The sequence below is a fragment of the Thiomonas sp. X19 genome, assembly GCF_900089495.1.
Classification (GTDB): Bacteria; Pseudomonadota; Gammaproteobacteria; order Burkholderiales; family Burkholderiaceae_C; genus Thiomonas_A.
Map to the genome: position 1 here is coordinate 545,040 of NZ_LT605203.1, position 17,249 is coordinate 562,288.

Below are 17,249 nucleotides of genomic sequence, written 5' to 3' on the forward strand. Positions count from 1 at the left end.
TCAAGGTGATTGTCCGCAACGCCGACGTGGCGTTGTTCCCTGCACCGCAATGCGGCGCCAACACCGGCCAATGGCTCCATGCTGGGAATTCGGCCAGCAGGAGAATGAGGTCAATTTTGCTGTGATTCAACGCAAATCAACGCAGTTGAACGATCTAAGCTGCCGTTGACCCCAGATTCCCAGCGTGGAGCATGCCGCCGCTTGCGCCGCGATGCAATCCAACCTTGATTTTGGCGGGCGGCGGGCGCACACTGCAATCGCCTCGTTGGTGCGGGCGCGGCGGGCGGATCCATCGACGTCGCAGTCCAGCCGGCTAGGGTGTTGTTTCGCTGTCAACCGTTTGCTCAACGTGTACCTGGAGGGATCTATGAACCTGACTATCAGCGGCCATCACATGGACGTCACACCGGCCTTGCGTAGCTACGTCGAAGCCAAGCTCGACCGTGTGGTGCGACATTTCGATCAGCTGATCAGTGTCAACGTGTTGCTCTCTGTGGAGAAACAAAAGGAAAAGGAGCGCCGCCAGAAGGCCGAATGCAATTTGCAGCTCAAAGGCAGGAACATCTTCGCCGAATGCCAGGACCAGGATCTGTACGCCGCCATCGATGAACTGGTCGACAAACTCGACCGCCAGGTGGTGGAACACAAAAATCGCACGCGCGCCCACCAAGCCGTGCCCAGCAAGCATCTCGTATCCTGAGATCACCCAAGTCGCCGCCGGACCTTCGCAAGGGGCCGTGCGGCGCAGAACCTTCCGATTTGTCGTGCTGCAACCCCGGTCTCGGCCCATGCTTGACGTCATGTCAGCACATGCCGATACACTCGCAAGCTTTCTGCATTCACACTCCATGCCATGAATCAACTGGCCCAGATTTTGCCGCTGGCGCATGTTCAGATGAACGTGGAGGCCAGCAGCAAGAAACGCGCGTTCGAGCACGCGGGTCTGCTGTTCGAGAACAACCTGGGGCTGGCCCGCGCCGTCGTCACCGACAACCTGTTCGCCCGCGAACGCCTGGGTTCCACCGGGCTGGGTCAGGGCGTGGCCATTCCGCATGGCCGCATCAAAGGTCTGAGGCAACCGAGTGCCGCGCTGGTGCGCCTCGCAAGCCCGGTGCCTTTCGAGGCCCCTGACAATCTGCCGGTGCAGTTGCTGGTGTTCCTGCTGGTGCCCGAAGCGGCGTCCGCCAAGCACCTCGAAATCCTCTCCGCCATCGCCGAAATGTTGTCCGACGACGGCTTTCGCCAGCGCCTGCTGGACGCGCCGGACGCCATCCAGGCGCACCGCCTGGTGCATGACTGGTCGACGCTGCAGCATGCGGCCTGAACATGCCCCCTGGGGCGCCGCGCTGCGCCGCCCCACCCCCCGAGGGGGCAAGCCAAGCTTGGGACGGCCCGGCGCTTGGCTTGTGTCCGCCATGAATCCGTCGCATCGCCGGCTTTCGCCAGCAGCCACTTGAAAGCCGCAACCCTTTCCGCCGACAGCCTGTTCGAGGCCAACACGTCCTTGCTGAAATGGCAATGGCTGGCCGGGCAGAGCAACCCCGAGCGCCGCTTCGACGACGCCGCCGTGGAAGGCGCCAGCTCCGGCGCCGATCTGGTCGGATACCTCAACTACATCCACCCTTACCGGGTGCAGATTCTCGGCTGGCGCGAGGTGCATTACCTGGTGCATGCCGACGAGGCCGACAGCGCCCGGCGCATTCGCCGTGTGGTCGGACTGGAACCGCCGGCGCTGGTGATGGCCGACGGCGCCAAGCCCCCGGACACGCTGATCGAAGCCTGCGAGCAAGCCCGCATTCCGCTGTTCACCACGGCCGAGCCGGCAGCTTTCGTCATCGACGTGCTGCGTGCCTACCTCTCGAAACTGTTCGCCAACCGCACCACGCTGCACGGCGTGTTCATGGACATCCTGGGTCTGGGCGTGCTCATCACCGGCGAATCCGGTCTGGGCAAGAGCGAACTGGGGCTGGAACTGGTTTCGCGCGGCCACGGCCTGGTGGCGGACGATTGCGTGGAACTGCTGCGCGTGTCGCAAACCGCCATCGAAGGCCATTGCCCCAAGCTGCTGCAGAACCTGCTGGAAGTGCGCGGCATCGGCATTCTCGACATCAAGACCATTTTTGGCGAGACCGCGGTGCGACGCAAGCTGCGCCTGCGGCTGATCGTGCACCTGGTGCGGCGCGATACCCAGGACCAGGACTTCGAGCGCCTGCCCACCGGCTATGTGCGGCAGGACGTGCTGGGCGTGGCCATCCGCAAGGTGCTCATTCCGGTCGAGGCCGGGCGCAACCTCGCGGTGCTGGTGGAGGCCGCGGTGCGCAACACCATTCTGCAGTTGCGCGGCATCGACACCTTCAAGGAGTTCCAGGATCGTCAGCGTGTGGCCATGCTGGAAAACAGCGACGATTGACGGGGCCTGCTGAAGGCCCGCTCCAAGCTTTGACGGCTCGCGGCCTGCCGTGCGCCGAGGCGCTCAGCGATGGTCCCGCTCGCCCAGGAAGACGCGCGGCGCGGCGGGGCGATGCGGGCAAGGCTCGCGCTTGCAGCTGGCGTACAAGGCCAGCGAATGCTCCTGCAGCACGAAGCCATGCTCGGTGGCGATTTTTTTCTGCCGCCGCTCGATCTCGGGGTCGACGAACTCTTCCACCCGGCCGCAATCCAGACACAGCAGATGGTCGTGGTGCTTGCCTTCGTTGATTTCGAAAATGGCCTTGCCCGACTCGAAATGGGTGCGCGACAAAATGCCCGCCTGCTCGAACTGGGTCAGCACACGGTAGACCGTGGCGAGGCCGATGTCGCGTGAATTGTCGTTCAGCAATTCGCGGTAGACGTCTTCGGCCGTCATGTGGCGCAAGACGCTTTTCTGGAAGATTTCCAGAATTTTCAAGCGGGGCTGGGTGACCTTCAGCCCCGTGCTGCGCAGACCTTGAGCGTTGGAAGGCGGCATGACGATGAGGGGTGTTTAGAATGAACATCATAGTTCACCCCCGGGGCGGGAACCACCCGCCGAATCCCTGATGCACGTCCCGCGTACCCGTCTTGCGCATCACGCCTCGTCTGCCCTGCGTTTGGGTTTTCTGGCCGTGATCCTGCCCGCAGCTCTCGGTTTGGGTGCCTGCAGCAACCTCACCCAGCAGCACGACCTCACCTCGATCTTCAAGCCCTACCGCATCGATGTCATCCAGGGCAACTTCGTGTCCAAGGAAATGGCCGAAGAGCTCAAGCCCGGCATGAGCAAAGACGAGGTGCGCGCCATTCTCGGCACCCCCCTGCTGCAGGATATTTTCCATGCCGACCGCTGGGAATATGTCTTCAGCCTGCGCCAGGGCTATCAAGCCCCGATCGTGCGCCGCTACACCGTGTTCTTCGACAAGGATGGCAAGATGATCCGCGCCGATGGCGATCCGCTGCCGTCGGAAAACCAGTTCGTGGCCCAGATCAACGCCCTGCGGTCCACCGGCAGCAAACCCAAGGAATTGACCGAGGCGCAGTTGCAGGCTGAAATCGCCGCCGCGCAGAAAAAGCTGGCCGAGCGGCATCCCGTGGCGGCCGCGTCCAGTGCGCAAGGTCCGTTGCAAGTGGTCGCGCCTGCAGCGGAAATCAGCAAACTCGAAGCCCTGGCGCCGCCAACCTCGGCGGCGCCACTGGCGAGCCCGGCAACTCCGGCATCGGCAGCAAGCAGCGCGCAGTAAGGTATGGGGTATGACGCGCCTTGCGCATGGCGCCGGCCTGGCGTGGCGCAACCACCCCTGCAGGTGCAGAACACCCCGTGCGATTCGTCTCCAAATGACACCCAACTCCCAACCGTTTCCGCAAACGCTCCGCATGACCCCAGCATGACCGCAGAATCCGTTCCAACCCGCCACCGCATTGCCGTCGCCGGCAGCAGCGGCCGCATGGGCCGCACGCTGATCGAGGCCATCGCCGCCGCACCGGATTGCCAGCTCGTGGGCGCGCTCGATCGTGCCGACTCGCCCGCGCTGGGTCAGGACGCCGGCGCCGCGCTGGGTCTGGCGACCGGCGTGAGCGTCAGCGCCGATCTGGCGCTCGGCCTGCAAGGCGCGCAGGCGCTGATCGACTTCACCCGGCCGCAAGGCACGCTCGCGCACCTGGACGCTTGCCGGCAACACCGCGTGGCCATGGTCATCGGCACGACCGGGTTCGACGCCGCCGGGCTGGCACGCATCCGTGCGGCGTCGGCGCACATTCCCATCGTCATGGCGCCCAATATGAGCATTGGCGTCAATGTCGTGCTCAAGCTGCTGGAGCAGGCCGGGCGCGCGCTGGCAGAGGGTTACGACATCGAAATCATCGAAGCGCACCACCGCCATAAAGTGGATGCTCCTTCGGGCACCGCGCTGAAAATGGGCGAGGTGGTGGCGCAGGCCGCCGGGCGCGATCTGGAGCGCGACGCCGTCTGGGCGCGCCACGGTCACACCGGCGAGCGCGAGCCCGGCACCATCGGTTTCTCGGTCATTCGCGGCGGCGACATCGTCGGCGACCACACCGTGCTGTTCGCCGGCACCGGCGAGCGCATCGAAATCACCCACAAGTCCAGCAGCCGCGCCACCTACGCCGCCGGCAGCCTGCGCGCCGTGCGCTTCCTGGCCGGCAAGAGCAGCGGCCTGTACGACATGCAGGCCGTGCTCGGCTTCGGCGGCTGAAACACCCGACCCAAGGAACGGCACGATGGGAGGTCTCGCAGCATTCTGGCAAGAAGGCGACGCGCTGATTCGCACCGTGGCCTTGCTGCTGCTGGCGATGTCGGTGGCGAGCTGGTTCGTCATTTTGTGGAAGTCCGCCATGCTGGCCGCCGCCGCGCGCCGCGTGCCGCGCGCGATTGCCGCGTTCTGGGCCGCGCCGCACCGGCAGGATGCCCCCGCCGCCGCGCTCGCGGCCGACCCGCAGGGCCTCACGGTGCGACTGGCCGATGTCGCGGCCAAGCTGGACAACCAGGCGGCGAACCCCGCAGACAGGGCCGACGACGCGTCCGCGCCCAACTGGCAGTCGCGCCCCGACCGCGTGCGCCGCGAACTGCGCAGCGCCCTCAACGCCGCCAGCCGCCAGCTCCACGCCGGCCATGTGTTGCTGGCCAGCGTCGGCAGCACCGCGCCCTTCGTCGGCCTGTTCGGCACCGTCTGGGGCATCTACCACGCGCTCACCACCATCGCCGCCACGCAGCAGGTCAGCATCGACAAAGTGGCCGGCCCGGTGGGCGAAACCCTCATCATGACCGCCGCCGGTCTGGCCGTGGCCATTCCCGCCGTGCTGGCTTACAACGCCCTGGGCAAACGCGCCCGCGCGCTGGACGCCGAGCTCGAAGGCTATGCCCTCGACCTGCAGCACCTGCTCAGCGGCGAGGCCGCGCCGCGCCATGCCAACGGCTCGGCGTGATGCGCGGCGCTGACGCTCAGCCGCAGCCGCGCGAACCTTCACGCAAGGTTCTGCGGCGCGCAACCCCCGGGACAAGGCCATGAGCTTCGGCCGCTTCGATCGCGGTGTGGACGAGGCGCCGATGAGCGACATCAACATGACGCCGCTGATCGACGTCATGCTGGTGCTGCTGGTGATTTTCATCATCACCGCGCCGCTGCTGGCAGGCCATATCGCACTCGACCTGCCCAAGGTCGACACCGCGGCTGCGCAGCGGGCCCCCAAGAGCCTGTCGGTCTCCATCCAGAAAGACGGCAAGCTTTACCTGGGCGATCAGCCCACCACGCTGGCCGCGCTCACAGCCCGATTCGCCGCCGCCGCCAAAGCCCGCCCCGACACCGAACTGCGCATTCGCGCCGACACTGCCGCACCCTATGGCGACGTGGCGCAGGTCATGGGCGCTGCCCAGGGCGCAGGGCTCGACCGCATCGGCCTCATCACCCAGCCCGCGGCTGCCGCCTCCGGCGCGATGCCGTGAGCGCCGTGAGCGTCAACCGCCACCCCGCAATCACTGCCCCCAGCCACGCGGGTCGCACCGCGCGCCACCTTCACTTGAAGTGGTAGTAGGCCTTGTTGAGGTAGGCGGCGATGTCCGTCACCTCCTCCGGGAACAGGCTGTGGTTGAGCTGGGTCACGCACATCTGCGTGAAGCCGCGCAACTCCATCGCGTTGTGCACCTTGCGGTCGGGCCGGGTGTACATCGCCGAGGTCGAGCCCATCATGCGCTCGGCATGGCAGGCGGCGCATTTGAGTTCGTTATAGGTTTTTTCGCCCTGCGCCAGATTGGCGCCGACGAAAATCTTCGGCACGTCGGTAGGCGTTGCGGCCGGCGCATCGGCAGCCCAAGCCTGCGGCAGCGCCAGCCAAGCGATCAGCATGCGTCTGAGCAACGCCCCACGGCTGCGAGCACCTCCATTCAGCGTCCCAGACATGGCTCCACTCCTCACGACACACCGATGCGACAAAGTGTGAACGAGGGCGGCGGCTTTGTCCACCACCGTCCTGGCAACTCCAGGGGCGCAGCGTGGGTGCTTCCGGCCTGGATCAGGACGACGCCTGCGCCCCTTCGATTTCCACCCTCACCCGCACCTTGTGACTCAGGCCGCTGGGGTAGGCGCTCATGCCGAAGTCCATGCGATCGATGGTTGCGGTGGCGACGAAGCCGGTGAGATAGCCGCCCCAGGGCTTGGGCAAATAGGGCACCTTGCCCGCGCCTTCGAGCCGGCCGCGATCTTGCTTTGCGGCACGTACTCGGTGCTGACGAAGTGGATGGCGGGGTTGGCCTTGGCGTCGAAAAAGGCGGCGCCCTTGAGGTCTTGGTCGCGCATGGGGAAAAAGGTGTCCAGGCCGTCCACCGGAATGGTGATGTCGGCCTTGTCGGCCCTGCGGCTCTTCGGGTCGAAGGTGTAGCTGCCGGTGCCCAGGCCGAAGGCGGTGCGATTGAGCGGGAAGTCGGCGTCCATCACCAGATTCGCGCCGGCCGGGTGCGTGGTCACGAGCACGCGCAGCGGCTGGGTTTTGCCCTTGACGGTGCACTGCCCCGTGAGCCCATACTTCCCGGGGCCGGCCGGGGCGAAGCCGGTGGAAACGAAGCGGTCCTGGGATAGGTTTTCGCGTCCAGCCAGCCGCTGCCGGTGAGAAGATCGTCGGTCTGGCTGCTGCCGGCGTCCACGCTGGCCGCGTTGATGGCAACGTTCACATGGCTCTTGGCCAGGCCAGCGGGCTGGAAATCCACCACGGCCACCAACGCCTTGAAGTGGCCGTGCATGGCCACGCCCATTTGCGTGGCGCTGAAGTCCACCGTGGATGTCGGCAGCTTGGGCGGCCGATGGCAGGCGCGCCAGCCGAGGCGCAACACCACCAGCAAGAGCACGGTGATGCCGAACCATTTGTGCCAGGCGTATAGCTCCAGCTTGAGCACCGACAGCGGCAGGTCGCTCATGTACAGGCCGAGCGGAAACAGGCCGAAGATCAGCAGGGTCACCAGCCAGTGCAGCGCCATGGCCGGCTAGGTGTAGCGCTGAACGCGCGCTGCGGCGGGAGTCTTCATGGCGTCGATTCCTCGGCAGCGGCCTGCTCGAAGGCGGTGCGCAGGATGCGCAAGCTGCGTTCCGCCTGGGCCGCGTCCTGCGCGCTCAGGCGTTCGAACACGCGATGCAGGTGCGCGCCGTGCGCCGGGAACACCTGCTCGAACAGGCGCTGCCCGGCAGGTGTGAGCCGCACGATCTGCCCGCGCCCGTCGCTGGGGTCGGGCAGGCGCCGTACCAGGCCCTTGGCCAGCAGTCGATCGACCACGCCGGTCAGGGTGCCCTTGGTGATGAGGGTCTTGAGCCCCAGCTGCTTGGGGTTCATGCCTGCGGTATTGCCCAGGGTGGCAATGACGTCGAACTGTGCCGGGGTGAGCCCCAGGCTCAGCACATGCACCGCCGAATGGCGCTCGAACGCCTGGTAGGTGCGAACGAGCTCACGCAGCAAGGGCAGGAAGGATGATTGGGCAGGCATGGGGCTCGTGACGAGAAACGATGGCCAAAATAATAGTTCGCACTAGAACGATTAAAACAGGTAGGGTTATGGGCTTGTGCCCGCGACTTGCAAGCCGCGACGGGCAAGCCAGGTTTTGGCCTCGTGGATGCGGCGGTCCGGGCGTTGGAGACGTGGTGTCCGCGAGGCGTTCCGCAGCGCCCCTGCGCAGGTTGCGCCACTAAGATGCAGCCTCACGCCGCCGCCTTGGCGCCAGGGCTCTGCGCGGCTTCAACCTGCAAGCTCCACGATGAACGAGAAGTACGACGCCAGCGCGGTGGAAGCCGCCGCGCAAACCCACTGGCAAGCCGCCGACGCCTACCGCGTGCGCGAAGACAAACCCGGCACCAAGTTCTACGCCTGCTCCATGCTGCCCTACCCATCGGGCAAGCTGCACATGGGCCATGTGCGCAACTACACCATCAACGACATGCTGGCGCGCCATCTGCGCATGAACGGGTACAACGTGCTCATGCCCATGGGCTGGGACGCCTTCGGTCTGCCCGCGGAAAACGCGGCGATGAAAAACAAGGTGCCACCCGCCAAGTGGACCTACGACAACATCGCCACGATGAAAAAACAGATGCAGGCGATGGGGCTGGCCATCGACTGGTCGCGCGAGGTGGCCACCTGCTCGCCGGAGTACTACAAGTGGAACCAGTGGCTGTTCCTCAAGATGCTGGAGAAGGGCATCGCCGAGCGCCGCACCCAGGTGGTGAACTGGGACCCGGTCGACCAGACCGTGCTGGCCAACGAGCAGGTGATCGACGGCCGCGGCTGGCGCAGCGGCGCCGTGGTGGAAAAGCGCGAGATTCCCGGCTACTACCTCAAGATCACCGACTACGCGCAAGAGCTGCTGTCCGCGGTGAGCAACCCCGAGGACAAGAACTTCCTCGCCGGCTGGCCCGAGCGTGTGCGGCTGATGCAGGAGAACTGGATCGGCAAGAGCGCCGGCGTGCGCTTCGCTTTCCCGCACACCATCCGCGACGCCGCCGGAGCATTGATTCAAGGCGGGCGCATGTACGTGTTCACCACGCGCGCCGACACCATCATGGGCGTGACGTTTTGCGCCGTGGCGCCCGAGCATCCGCTGGCGGCGCACGCGGCAGCAGGCAACCCAGAACTGGCCGCCTTCATCGAACGCTGCCAGCAGGGCGGCACGACCGAAGCCGAACTGGCGTTGAAGGAAAAAGAGGGCATGCCCACGGGCCTGAGCGTCACCCATCCGCTGACGGGTGCCGAAGTGCCTGTCTGGGTGGGCAACTATGTGCTGATGAGCTACGGCGACGGCGCGGTGATGGGCGTTCCCGCGCACGACGAACGCGACTTTGCCTTCGCCAAGAAATACGCGCTGCCCATTCAGCAAGTCGTCACGGTCGAAGGTGAATCCTTCAATCTCGACGCCTGGGCCGACTGGTACGGCGACAAACAGCGCGCGGTGTGCGTCAACTCCGGTGTGCTCGACGATCTGCCCTACACAGCCGCCGTGGACAAGGTGGCCGAACTTCTCGCCGCCAAGGGCCTGGGCGAGAAAAAAACCACCTGGCGCCTGCGCGACTGGGGCGTGAGCCGCCAGCGCTACTGGGGCACGCCGATTCCCATCGTCCACTGCGACGACTGCGGCACGGTGCCCGTGCCGGAGAAGGACCTGCCGGTGGTGCTGCCGGAAAATCTGATCCCCGACGGCAGCGGCAACCCTCTGACCAAGTGCGCGGAATTCGTCGACGTGGCTTGCCCGAAGTGCGGCAAGCCGGCGAAGCGCGAGACCGACACCATGGACACCTTCGTCGACTCGAGCTGGTACGTCATGCGCTACACCTGTGCCGACAACCACAGCGCCATGGTGGACGCGCGCACCGATTACTGGATGCCGATGGACCAGTACATCGGCGGCATCGAGCACGCCATCCTCCACCTGCTCTACGCCCGTTTCTGGACCAAGGTGATGCGCGACCTCGGCCTGACCCAGGCCCAAGAGCCCTTCACCCGGCTGTTGACGCAGGGCATGGTGCTCAACCACATCTACTCGCGCAAGAGCGTGCAAGGCGGCATCGAATACTTCTGGCCGCACGAGGTGGAGAACGTGCTCGACACGCACGGCAAGATCATCGGCGCGAAGCTCAAAAGCGACGGCTCGGCGGTGGACTACGGCGGCGTCGGCACCATGAGCAAGAGCAAGAACAACGGCGTCGATCCGCAGGATTTGATCGACCGCTTCGGCGCCGACACCGCACGCCTGTTCACCATGTTCGCCGCCCCGCCCGAAGCCACGCTGGAATGGAACGACGCCGCGGTGGAAGGCTCGCATCGCTTCTTGAAGCGGGTGTGGGCGTTCGGCCTCAAGTTGCAGGGCCTGCCCCCCAGCGCGGCAGAGCCTGCCGAGGCCACGCGCAAACTGCGCCGCGAGTTGCATCAGACCCTGCAGCAGGTGAGTTTCGACTACGGACGCATGCAATACAACACCGTGGTCTCGGGCGCGATGAAGCTGCTCAATGCACTGGAGGGGGCGGACACGGCGGCGGCGGGCATGCCTGCCGCGCTGCGCGAAGGCTTCGGCATCCTGCTGCGCGCGCTCTACCCCGCCACGCCGCACATCACCCATGCGCTGTGGCAGGAGCTCGGCTACGCCGCGCAGCATGGCGATCTGCTCGACGCGCCCTGGCCGCAGGTGGACCCCGCCGCGCTGATGCAAGACACGGTGGAACTGATGCTGCAGATCAACGGCAAGCTGCGCGGCGCGCTGCAGGTGCCGGCCAACGCCGACAAGAGCGTGATCGAAGCCGCCGCGCTGGCGAGCGCCGAGTTCGCCAGGTTCGGCGAAGGCCATGCGGCGAAGAAGGTCGTGGTCGTGCCCGGGCGCCTGGTGAACGTGGTGGTGTGAGCGCCTGCCCGACGCACACGGCGCATCCAGCGACAATGCGGCTATGACGCGACGCCCCTTTCAGTTCATCCTCGCCCTGTTGGTCACGCTGTGGCTGGCCGGTTGCGGTTTCCACCTGCGCGGCTCCACCAATCTGGCGTTCTCGACGCTGGCGGTGCAGGGGCCGGGCGGGCCGCTGCTCATCGACCTCAAGCGCCAGATTGCCAGCACCACCACCACCCGCATTGCCAACGACCCGAAGCAGGCGCAGGCCATTTTCACCCTGCTGTCGGACAGCCCGACGCAAACCGCCGTGGCCTACAACGCCAACGGCACCGTGGCGCAATACCAGTTGCGCGAGACCGTGAGCTTCCAGCTCGCCACGCCCGCGGGGCAGATGCTGATCGCGCCCACCACCATCAGCCAGACCAGCAGCCTGAGCTACAGCACCTCGGCCACGCTGGCCAAGGCCAACGAGGCGGACCTGCTCTATCGCGGCATGCGGCAAGACATCGTCAACCGCATCATGTTCCAGCTCTCCACCGTGAAGCGCGCGCCCATGCCCGCAGCGCCGGCCTCCGCGCCCTGAGCGATCAAGTTCGCCGCCCCAACCCCATGCAGATCCGCGCCGAGCAGTTGCAAGCCCGCCTGGACGCCGGCCTGCGCGGCCCTTACACCGTGTTTGGTGACGAGCTGCTGCTGGTGAACGAGGCGGTGGATGCGATTCGCGCCAGCGCGCAGGCGCAGGGCTACGCCACGCGCGAGCAACACCAGGTCGAGCGCGGTTTCGACTGGGGCACGCTGCTGGCGCAAAGCCGCGAACTCAGCCTGTTCGGTGAGCGCAAGCTGATCGAGATTCGCATTCCCACCGGCAAGCCCGGACGCGACGGCGCCCAGGCGCTGGCCGCGCTGGCGCAGGAAACCAGCGCCGAGGTTCTGGTGCTCGTGCTGTTGCCGAGGCTTGACGCCGCCACGCAGAAATCCGACTGGTTCAGCCGCCTGGCCGACGCCGGCGTCGCGGTGCGGGTGGACAGCATCGAAGCCGACCAGCTCGGCGCCTGGATGCGCACCCGTCTGGCGCGCCACGGTCTGCGCATGCCCAGCGGCGGCGCCGGCCACGCCTGCCTGGACATGCTGGTGGCGCGCACCGAAGGCAATCTGCTCGCGGCGCATCAGGAAGTGGAAAAACTCGCGCTGCTGGTGCCGCCCGGCGAACTCGACCCCGCGCAGGTGGAAGACCTGGTGCAGGGTGCGGCGCGCTACAGCGTGTTCCGCCTGGGCGAAGGCGTGCTCGCCGGCGACCTGCCACGCCTGCTGCGCATGCTCGAAGGTCTGCAGGGCGAGGGCGTGGCGCCGGTGCTGGCGCATTGGTCGCTGGCCGAGGAAGTGCGCGCCTGGCTGCGCCTGCGCCAGGGGCTCGAGGCGGGCGAGAACTTCGCCGCGCTGGCGCGCGCCAACCGCATCTGGGGGCCGAAGGAGAAGCTGCTGCAACGCGCCCTGCCGCGCCTCGGCCTGCCGCTGCTGGAAGGCCTGTTGCTGCGCGCCGCGGCCTGCGACCGCGCCGTGAAAGGCCTGCGGCCGCCCGGCATTCCGCACGAACCCTGGGAGGCGGTACGCCACCTGGCGCTGGCCATGGCGCAAGCCGCGGCGCCGCTGCCCGCCGCCAGCCCGCACGGCGCCAGGCTGGTGCTGCTGGCGGCGGACTGAAGCCCCACGCGCCCGCGTTCGGCCAACGCTCCAAACGCGGCCACGCAATGCGTTCGATGACGTGCAGGCTGGCGGGCCTGGTGCCACGCCGCATGCCCTAACGCCGGCAGCGCAGCACCGCACCGCACCGCGCTTACAGCCGGACACCAAAAGCCCGGCTCCAGCGGGAATTTCTGGCGCCTTCGGCGATTCAGAGTGCCATCGTCTCCGGCTCCACTTCAGCTCCACTTCACCTTGCACGCCATGCTGCCCTTGCGCCGTTCGCTTTTCGCCTGCCTCGGTCTGGTCTGCTTTTGCCGCCTCGCTCAGGCGCATGTTGCACCCCGCCCCCTGTTCACCGGAGTCGGCCCCGACGATGTGATGCGCGCTCTGCCGCGCACCCGCGACACCCAGGCCGCGCTGGTCAGCCGCAGTGCCCTGCACGCCCCCTTGGCCAAGGCCTGGGCGCTGCAACTGCGCGGCGTCGTCGCCGTCTTGCAGGCGCTGGACCAAGGCCAGGTGCCCCATGCAAAGCCCGGCGTCGGCAGGCCGTGTGGCGCTGCGCATTGGACGGACGACTCGCCCTCGGCCTGCGCCCCGCTGGCCGCCTCGCGGCATTTGCTCGGCGTGGTCCTGGCGGGCGCGCAGGACTTCGAGAAACTGCGCTTTCCCGGCGTCGACGGCGCCTATCCCGCGCCGGCCACGCATGCCGCCTTGCAGGGCGCCAGCTTCATCGGCTCGCAGGGCAGCCGCGTGCTGCTGGTGAATCTCGGCGCCACGCCGATTCGGGTCGATCTGGGCCATTGGGTTGGCGCCAAACCCGCCTTGCATCAAGCCTGGTTGCGCGCGTCACCAGCCTCCGCCAAGGCCGGGCTGGAGCGCCGCGTCAGCAAGGCTGCGCGCCAACCCATCGTCCTGCCGCCGGAATCGATCAGCGTGGTGGGGTGAGCGGCGAGATCAAGCCTGTGGAACCCGAGCGGGCGCGAGCCGCGCCCAAGTCCGCAGCGTGTTCAAGTCAACGCATCCGCTCCAAACCTGCTGCCCGACATGGCCATGGGCCGGGGCTTGCGGTTCGCCCAGCCCGTCCAGCCGGGCCAGGGCGCCGCAGAAGGTCTCGTCCGCGGTGTAGGTGCCGGTGGTGACCACGGTTTGCAGCCCGGCGCCGAGGGCCGCGCGCAGGCCGTTGGTCGAATCTTCGAAGGCCACGCATTGTTCGGGGCGCAGGTTCATGCGCTCCAGCACCCAGGTGTAGATGCCGGGGTCGGGTTTTTTGCGTGGCACGGCGTCGCCGGCGCCGATGCACTCGAACATCGCCATGCCGCTCGCGCCCAGCGTGGCGTGCAGCAGGGCTTCGACGTTGTCGGGCGTGGTGGTGGTGGCGATGGCCAGGCGCAGGCCGGCGTCGCGCGCTTCGTGCAGCAACCGCGCCACGCCGGGACGCAGGGCGATGCCGCCATCGGCCACGAGGCGCACATAGTGCGCGGTCTTGCGGCGGTGCCATTCGGCGAGTTGTCCGGCCGCGTCAGGCCGCGCGGCGGCCTCGGCGTCGATGCTGAGCCAGTAGTGCAGCAGGCGTTCCTTGCCCCCGGTGATGGCGAGCAGGCGGCCATAGGTGGGCACATCCCAGTTCCAATCCAGGCCGGCGTCGGCAAAGGCCTGGTTGAAGGCGATGCGATGGCCGTCGCGCTCGGTTTCGGCCAGCGTGCCGTCGACGTCGAAGATCAGGGCTTGAAGCTTGGACATTTCAGGCCTCATCTTTCCACTTGATCGAGCAGCCGATGCTGGGATATTGCTCGTCCGGGCCGATGCCGGTGGCGGCGATTTGCTTCATGGCCTCGAACAGGTCGCGTCGCGCATCGGCCGGCGCTGCATGCTTGCGCGAGGCGTCGAGCTGGCCGCGGTATTGCAGTTGCAGGTCGGCGTTGAAGCCGAAAAAATCCGGCGTGCAGACTGCGCCATAAGCCTTGGCCACGGCCTGAGTCTCGTCGTACAGATAGGGGAAACCGAAACCGTGCCGCACGGCGAACTGCTTCATGGAGTCGAAGGAGTCTTCCGGATAGGCCGTCACGTCGTTGCTGCTGATCGCCACCGCGTTCACGCCGATGGCCTGAAGTTCGCGTGCGTCGCGCACCATGCGGTCGGCGACGGCTTGCACATAAGGGCAGTGGTTGCAGATGAACATCACCAGCAGGCCCTTGGGGCCACGCAGCTCGGCCAGGCTCCGGACGCGGCCATCGGTGCCGGGCAGGGTGAAATCGGGTGCGGAGAATCCGCGTTGCAAGGGATCGGCGGTGGCGGCCATGGGCAAACTCCTTTGCGAGGGTTCAGAACGAGGGAGGTGCAGACGAAAACCCCGGCAGGTGCCGGGGCGGGTCATGCAGACGGAGGGGATGCTCAGTTGATCTTGGGATCGAGCTGGCCTTTCTCGTAGCGCTTGACCATGGCTTCCAGACTGATCGGCTTGATCTTGGATGCGTGGCCTGCGGTACCGAAGGCTTCGTAGCGCGCCTTGCAGATGTCTTTCATGGCCTTGGTCGAGGCGATGAGGAATTTGCGCGGATCGAACTCTTTCGGATGCTCGGCGAGGAATTTGCGGGTGGCGCCGGTCGAGGCCATGCGCAGATCGGTGTCGATGTTGACCTTGCGCACGCCGTGCTTGATGCCTTCGACGATTTCTTCGACCGGCACGCCATAGGTCTCGCCCATGTCGCCGCCATAGGTGTTGATGATTTTCAGCCACTCCTGCGGCACGGAGGACGAGCCGTGCATCACCAGATGGGTGTTGGGGATGCGGGCGTGAATCTCCTTGATGCGGCCGATGGCGAGGATGTCGCCGGTGGGCGGGCGGGTGAATTTGTAGGCGCCATGGCTGGTGCCGATGGCGATGGCCAGCGCGTCCACATGGGTTTTCTTCACGAAGTCGGCGGCTTCTTCCGGGTCGGTCAGGAGCTGGCTATGGTCCAGCGTGCCCTCGGCACCGATGCCGTCCTCTTCACCGGCGGTGCCGGTTTCCAGCGACCCGAGGCAACCGAGTTCACCTTCGACCGAGACGCCGCAGGCGTGCGACATGTCCACCGTGCGACGGGTGACGTCGACGTTGTACTCATAGGTGGTCGGAGTCTTGCCGTCGGTGCCCAGCGAGCCGTCCATCATCACCGACGAGAAACCGAGCTGGATGGAGCGCTGGCACACGCCGGGGCTGGTGCCGTGGTCCTGGTGCATCACCACCGGAATGTACGGCCATTCTTCCACCGCAGCCTCGATGAGGTGGCGCAGGAAGGGCGCGCCAGCGTACTTGCGGGCGCCGGCAGAGGCCTGCAGGATGACCGGGGAGTCGGTCTCGTCGGCGGCTTCCATGATGGCCCGCACCTGTTCGAGGTTGTTGACGTTGAAGGCGGGAACGCCGTAGGAATGCTCGGCGGCGTGGTCGAGCAATTGACGCAGGGAAATGAGGGCCATGACGAACTCCGGGATGGAAAAAAAATGACAGGGCTCGCGACAGCGGGTTCAGGACAAGGGGATGCGTGAACGCTGCTGCAGGATTTCAAAAGCCGGCAGGGTTTTGCCCTCCAACACTTCGAGGAACGCGCCCCCGCCGGTGGAGATGTAGCCGATTTTGTCGGTGATGCCGTACTTGGCGATGGCCGCCAGGGTGTCGCCACCACCGGCGATGGAAAAGCCCGCACCTTCGGCGATGGCCGTGGCCAGGGTCTTGGTGCCGTTGGCGAAGGCGTCGAACTCGAACACCCCCACCGGGCCGTTCCAGACGATGGTGCCCGCAGCCTTGAGCTTGGCCGCCAGCTTGGCCGCGGTCTTGGGGCCGATGTCGAGGATGAGATCGTCAGCGGCCACGTCCTTGACGTCTTTCACCGTGGCCTCGGCCGTGGCACTGAACTGCTTGGCCACGACCACGTCTTCGGGAATGGGCACTTCGGCGCCGCGCGCCTTCATCTTGTCCATCACCAGGCGGGCGGCGCCCTGCAGGTCGGGCTCGGCCAGGCTCTTGCCGATGGGCAGGCCGCAGGCCAGCATGAAGGTGTTGGCAATGCCGCCGCCGACGATGAGCCCATCGACCTTGTCGGCCAGGCTTTGCAGGATGGTGAGCTTGGTCGACACCTTGGAGCCGGCGACGATGGCCAACAGCGGCCGCGCCGGATCGGCCAGCGCACGGTTGACGGCGTCGATCTCGGCCGCGAGCAGCGGGCCGGCGCAGGCGATGGCCGCGTAGTTGGCGATGCCGTGGGTGGTGGCCTCGGCGCGGTGCGCGGTACCGAAGGCGTCATGCACGAAGATGTCGCACAGCTTGGCCATTTTTTGCGCCAGGGCGTCGTCGTTCTTCTTCTCGCCCTTGTTCAGGCGGCAGTTCTCCAGCAGCACCACCTCGCCGGGGCGCAACTCGAAGCCGCCGTCCACCCAGTTCTGCACCAGGGTGACGGGACGGCCCAGCAGCTCGGACAGGCGCGTGGCCACTGGAGCGAGCGAGTCCTCGGGTTTGAACTCACCCTCGGTCGGGCGCCCCAGGTGGGAGGTGACCATCACGGCGGCACCGGCGTTCAGCGCCATTTGAATGGCGGGCACGGATGCGCGCACGCGGGTGTCTTCGGTGATTTCGCCACGGTCGTTCAGCGGCACGTTCAGGTCGGCGCGAATGAACACGCGCTTGTCCTGGGCGAAGCCGCGTTTGCAGACTTCCTCAAAGGTCAGAATTTGCATGGGGCTGCTTCTCGATAGTCATGAAAGCCGCCGCGCG

19 protein-coding genes and 1 pseudogene are annotated in these 17,249 nt (G+C 66.5%); 11 read left to right on the plus strand and 9 right to left on the minus strand.

Annotated features, from left to right (window positions below):
• The first annotated feature begins 367 nt into the window (after positions 1–367).
• The 3 genes from hpf (at position 368) to hprK (ending at position 2,410) form a co-directional block, all read left to right on the plus strand.
• Positions 368–700, plus strand: a complete 333-nt coding sequence (gene hpf / locus THIX_RS02625; protein ID WP_112484720.1) for a ribosome hibernation-promoting factor, HPF/YfiA family — start codon at positions 368–370, stop codon at positions 698–700.
• A 153-nt stretch (positions 701–853) separates the two neighbouring features.
• Positions 854–1,324 carry a PTS sugar transporter subunit IIA gene (locus THIX_RS02630; protein ID WP_112484721.1) on the plus strand — a complete coding sequence of 157 codons (471 nt, stop codon included), beginning with the start codon at positions 854–856 and terminating at the stop codon, positions 1,322–1,324.
• Between the two features lie 129 nt (positions 1,325–1,453).
• On the plus strand, positions 1,454–2,410 hold the full coding sequence (gene hprK / locus THIX_RS02635) for an HPr(Ser) kinase/phosphatase (RefSeq protein ID WP_112484722.1): 957 nt from the start codon (positions 1,454–1,456) through the stop codon (positions 2,408–2,410).
• Between the two features lie 63 nt (positions 2,411–2,473).
• Here the strand turns inward: hprK and fur are convergent, their stop codons facing one another.
• A complete protein-coding gene (gene fur / locus THIX_RS02640; RefSeq protein ID WP_112484723.1) occupies positions 2,474–2,947 on the minus strand; it encodes a ferric iron uptake transcriptional regulator in 474 nt (157 codons plus the stop codon).
• Positions 2,948–3,017: 70 nt separating this feature from the next.
• Here fur and THIX_RS02645 point away from each other — a divergent pair, with 70 nt between their 5' ends.
• The 4 genes from THIX_RS02645 (at position 3,018) to THIX_RS02660 (ending at position 5,911) form a co-directional block, all read left to right on the plus strand.
• A complete protein-coding gene (locus THIX_RS02645) occupies positions 3,018–3,692 on the plus strand; it encodes an outer membrane protein assembly factor BamE (protein WP_112484724.1) in 675 nt (224 codons plus the stop codon).
• A 144-nt stretch (positions 3,693–3,836) separates the two neighbouring features.
• Positions 3,837–4,664, plus strand: coding sequence for a 4-hydroxy-tetrahydrodipicolinate reductase (gene dapB, locus THIX_RS02650; RefSeq protein WP_112484725.1), 828 nt, complete (start codon positions 3,837–3,839; stop codon positions 4,662–4,664).
• A 25-nt stretch (positions 4,665–4,689) separates the two neighbouring features.
• Positions 4,690–5,394, plus strand: a complete 705-nt coding sequence (locus THIX_RS02655; RefSeq protein WP_112484726.1) for a MotA/TolQ/ExbB proton channel family protein — start codon at positions 4,690–4,692, stop codon at positions 5,392–5,394.
• 79 nt (positions 5,395–5,473) lie between these two features.
• A complete protein-coding gene (locus tag THIX_RS02660) occupies positions 5,474–5,911 on the plus strand; it encodes a biopolymer transporter ExbD (RefSeq protein WP_112484727.1) in 438 nt (145 codons plus the stop codon).
• Positions 5,912–5,981: 70 nt separating this feature from the next.
• On the opposite strand, the gene THIX_RS02665 is transcribed toward THIX_RS02660, so the two are convergent.
• The 4 genes and pseudogenes from THIX_RS02665 to THIX_RS02680 form a co-directional block, all read right to left on the minus strand.
• On the minus strand, positions 5,982–6,311 hold the full coding sequence (locus tag THIX_RS02665) for a cytochrome c (RefSeq protein WP_112484728.1): 330 nt from the start codon (positions 6,309–6,311) through the stop codon (positions 5,982–5,984).
• Positions 6,312–6,551: 240 nt separating this feature from the next.
• Positions 6,552–6,896, minus strand: a complete 345-nt coding sequence (locus THIX_RS23710; RefSeq protein ID WP_371412988.1) for a YceI family protein — start codon at positions 6,894–6,896, stop codon at positions 6,552–6,554.
• A 15-nt stretch (positions 6,897–6,911) separates the two neighbouring features.
• Positions 6,912–7,435, minus strand: a pseudogene (locus THIX_RS23925) (YceI family protein); the annotation flags it as partial.
• A gap of 44 nt (positions 7,436–7,479) precedes the next feature.
• Positions 7,480–7,935, minus strand: coding sequence for a MarR family winged helix-turn-helix transcriptional regulator (locus THIX_RS02680; RefSeq protein WP_112484729.1), 456 nt, complete (start codon positions 7,933–7,935; stop codon positions 7,480–7,482).
• Between the two features lie 268 nt (positions 7,936–8,203).
• On the opposite strand from THIX_RS02680, the gene leuS reads away from it, so the two are divergent.
• The 4 genes from leuS (at position 8,204) to THIX_RS02700 (ending at position 13,447) form a co-directional block, all read left to right on the plus strand.
• Positions 8,204–10,834 (plus strand): leucine--tRNA ligase, encoded by a 2,631-nt coding sequence (leuS, locus tag THIX_RS02685; protein ID WP_112484730.1) that lies wholly within the window; start codon positions 8,204–8,206, stop codon positions 10,832–10,834.
• Between the two features lie 43 nt (positions 10,835–10,877).
• On the plus strand, positions 10,878–11,402 hold the full coding sequence (lptE, locus tag THIX_RS02690) for an LPS assembly lipoprotein LptE (protein ID WP_112484731.1): 525 nt from the start codon (positions 10,878–10,880) through the stop codon (positions 11,400–11,402).
• A 26-nt stretch (positions 11,403–11,428) separates the two neighbouring features.
• Positions 11,429–12,520 carry a DNA polymerase III subunit delta gene (gene holA, locus THIX_RS02695; RefSeq protein WP_112484732.1) on the plus strand — a complete coding sequence of 364 codons (1,092 nt, stop codon included), beginning with the start codon at positions 11,429–11,431 and terminating at the stop codon, positions 12,518–12,520.
• 243 nt (positions 12,521–12,763) lie between these two features.
• Positions 12,764–13,447 carry a hypothetical protein gene (locus THIX_RS02700; protein WP_112484733.1) on the plus strand — a complete coding sequence of 228 codons (684 nt, stop codon included), beginning with the start codon at positions 12,764–12,766 and terminating at the stop codon, positions 13,445–13,447.
• A 9-nt stretch (positions 13,448–13,456) separates the two neighbouring features.
• Here THIX_RS02700 and THIX_RS02705 read toward each other — a convergent pair whose 3' ends face one another.
• The 4 genes from THIX_RS02705 to THIX_RS02720 form a co-directional block, all read right to left on the minus strand.
• On the minus strand, positions 13,457–14,242 hold the full coding sequence (locus THIX_RS02705; protein ID WP_112484734.1) for an HAD family hydrolase: 786 nt from the start codon (positions 14,240–14,242) through the stop codon (positions 13,457–13,459).
• A 1-nt stretch (position 14,243) separates the two neighbouring features.
• Positions 14,244–14,801 carry a thioredoxin family protein gene (locus tag THIX_RS02710; RefSeq protein ID WP_112484736.1) on the minus strand — a complete coding sequence of 186 codons (558 nt, stop codon included), beginning with the start codon at positions 14,799–14,801 and terminating at the stop codon, positions 14,244–14,246.
• A 92-nt stretch (positions 14,802–14,893) separates the two neighbouring features.
• On the minus strand, positions 14,894–15,958 hold the full coding sequence (gene fba, locus THIX_RS02715) for a class II fructose-bisphosphate aldolase (RefSeq protein ID WP_112484738.1): 1,065 nt from the start codon (positions 15,956–15,958) through the stop codon (positions 14,894–14,896).
• A gap of 48 nt (positions 15,959–16,006) precedes the next feature.
• Positions 16,007–17,212, minus strand: a complete 1,206-nt coding sequence (locus THIX_RS02720; protein ID WP_112484741.1) for a phosphoglycerate kinase — start codon at positions 17,210–17,212, stop codon at positions 16,007–16,009.
• Positions 17,213–17,249 lie beyond the last annotated feature (37 nt).